Here is a 2,058-nt window from a genome sequence, read left to right as displayed (position 1 = left end):
AAGGTATTTAACCCACCATTTAACCCAATGGGGTCAACTCTGATGTAGCGTCCGGTGTTTGAATCGTAATATCGAAAATAGTTGTATAAGAGCCCACTCTCAGCATCGTATAACTGGCCTGAAAAGCCCAGCGCAATAAAGGTTTTCGGCCATTGCCATCAATATTTATTCGCGTCTTTTATAAACCCAAACACCCCGATCATTTATAGGATCACACGCATCAACTCTTAAACAATTAGCATTGATAGAGTAGTCTTCGTCATAGTCAGCAATTACCTCCGTCTCAACACAAGAGGCTGATTCTCTATCTTCTTCATTAATAACACCATCAAAATAGAATCTAATCTCAATATCTTTGTTATTAATAGAAAATACTACAGCGCGAAGGAAAGAAGAAACCTCACCTAACAAAGCGCGTTGTATTGATAATTTAACTAAATTAATGTTTTCATCCATAATTACTAAGGCCTTGCTGGAACAATATGAATTCCATCCTTTGAGTAGTGAATAATGCCTTTTGTAGTCGGTGAGTGGTTACCGGCTTGGTCAATATAAGTACCTATATTTTCACCAAAATCAACTCGCTCTTTGGAACCTGGCTGTCCTACAGGGGTTTTACCTACTTGTTGTCCTGTTCCTGCTTTTTTTGCAAGCTTTTTAGGATCACTTGTCATTGTACTTCTGCCTGGTGTATACGAGTTATGACCTGGAAAATGTTTTTCTTGAGCCCCCCATTTTACACTAGGTGTTTTCTTTATAACGCCGCTTTTTACAAACCCTTTTATACCTCTATAAGCAGATCTAATACCATAACCGCCAGTAGCAAGATCGAAAACAGGGGTAACATCAACTAATCCAGGTTCATGGTACCAAGAGTTGAAGTGTTGGACATTGCCCCAGTATTCCTCGTCTCTTTCTCCACAGTAACCAGTAAACTCGTCATATTCACCAGCAACACCATTCCAGTAATTTGCACTTGCAATTTCATATTGTCGTTGCTGATAAGCATTATAGTCTTGTCGGTTGTAGCCTCCGCCAAAGCGCTCTAAACCTAAAGGATCTACAAAACCCGTAGGGTTACCTTCTACATACCCATAAGTATTTAACCCACCATGTAACCCAATAGGATCACTTTCGATGTAGCGTCCAGTACTTGGATCGTAATCGCGAAAATAGTTGTAAACTAGGACGGCTTTGTGCGTCCGAGCCTAGCATCAGAGCACTTCGATGCAATTTTCTGTTAAAGAGCGGCCACCTCGATGCACTTTGACGGCTTCGAGGCGTCAGAAGAAAGGGACACCCTATATTTGACTTTGATCAAAAAGTGGATGTCCCCTTTTATAACCTATGTGTCCAAGTAGGGCGTGTTGTGATGGCTGTCAAAATGCTTTAGGCGATGATTTGAATAAAGTTCCGGAAATCTATCAGTCTAAAGATAAATACAGGCATAGAGAAAAGTAAATTTTATATTTATTGGAAAGTATATGTATCCTTATCTTAAAGAGGTAAATCAGTTAAATTGGGTATTAAAATCTTGCCTTGTTGCAAGTGCAGTGAAAAGATTGCAAGAGATATTTGAATATAATTATGGTGAAGCTGATTCAGTTATATCTAAAGCTAATAAGTCTTTGCTAGATAATTGTATTAAAAATGAGCTTGCAAATAAGGAGGAGTTAATGTCCGCTAAGAGGAATTTGTCTGCTGTTATCCCTGATACAGATACAAAAGGTAGTGAATATACACCATCAATGCTAACAGGTGTGGCAACATTACATGCAATAGATAGCCTATTGTTTAAATGTGATGATGATGTGATAAAGTCTTTAGAATTTGCATTAGAGGCTGTTGACAGTTTTTGTGAGTATAATGGCTTGGCTCTTCAAGAAGAGTTAGCTTGGCATAAAAAAAATATTGATTATTTGGCTTCTCTCGATGCTCCATTAAATGCTTCGAAAATAACTGGTGTTTTTGATAAAGATAAACCAATGTGGCTAAAAAATTGGCTGGAAGAGTGATGTGTGGCTCAATCGATGGGGTCGGAGTCAATCAAGGGGTCAG

The 2,058-nt window shown here is 38.6% G+C and carries 4 protein-coding genes and 2 pseudogenes; 1 reads left to right on the top strand and 5 read right to left on the bottom strand.

The window, feature by feature from the left end:
* The 5 genes and pseudogenes from KCG35_RS24890 to KCG35_RS27175 form a co-directional block, all read right to left on the bottom strand.
* The coding region (locus KCG35_RS24890) for an RHS repeat-associated core domain-containing protein (protein ID WP_230409360.1) at positions 1–131 on the bottom strand (131 nt) is incomplete at its 3' end.
* 34 nt (positions 132–165) lie between these two features.
* Positions 166–456 (bottom strand): MafI2 family immunity protein, encoded by a 291-nt coding sequence (locus KCG35_RS24885; RefSeq protein WP_215822549.1) that lies wholly within the window; start codon positions 454–456, stop codon positions 166–168.
* Positions 457–461: 5 nt separating this feature from the next.
* A pseudogene (locus KCG35_RS24880) lies at positions 462–722 on the bottom strand (polymorphic toxin type 50 domain-containing protein); the annotation flags it as partial.
* A gap of 128 nt (positions 723–850) precedes the next feature.
* Complete coding sequence (locus KCG35_RS24875) at positions 851–988, bottom strand: hypothetical protein (RefSeq protein ID WP_215822547.1); 138 nt, start codon at positions 986–988, stop codon at positions 851–853.
* A 70-nt stretch (positions 989–1,058) separates the two neighbouring features.
* Positions 1,059–1,181: pseudogene (locus tag KCG35_RS27175) on the bottom strand (RHS repeat-associated core domain-containing protein); the annotation flags it as partial.
* A 303-nt stretch (positions 1,182–1,484) separates the two neighbouring features.
* Between KCG35_RS27175 and KCG35_RS24865 the strand changes: the two are divergent.
* Positions 1,485–2,015 (top strand): hypothetical protein, encoded by a 531-nt coding sequence (locus KCG35_RS24865; protein WP_215822546.1) that lies wholly within the window; start codon positions 1,485–1,487, stop codon positions 2,013–2,015.
* The last annotated feature ends 43 nt before the right edge of the window (positions 2,016–2,058 follow it).

The sequence above is a fragment of the Zooshikella harenae genome, from assembly GCF_018837975.1.
Taxonomy (GTDB): Bacteria; Pseudomonadota; Gammaproteobacteria; order Pseudomonadales; family Zooshikellaceae; genus Zooshikella; species Zooshikella harenae.
This window is presented reverse-complemented; position numbering and strand designations above follow the sequence as displayed.

Excerpts from the sequence above, each read along its gene's own strand:
- KCG35_RS24885 (WP_215822549.1), bottom strand. The coding sequence starts at position 456 with ATGGATGAAAACATTAATTTAGTTAAATTATCAATACAACGCGCTTTG.
- KCG35_RS24865 (WP_215822546.1), top strand. The coding sequence starts at position 1,485 with ATGTATCCTTATCTTAAAGAGGTAAATCAGTTAAATTGGGTATTAAAA.
- KCG35_RS24875 (WP_215822547.1), bottom strand. The coding sequence starts at position 988 with ATGAAATTGCAAGTGCAAATTACTGGAATGGTGTTGCTGGTGAATATG.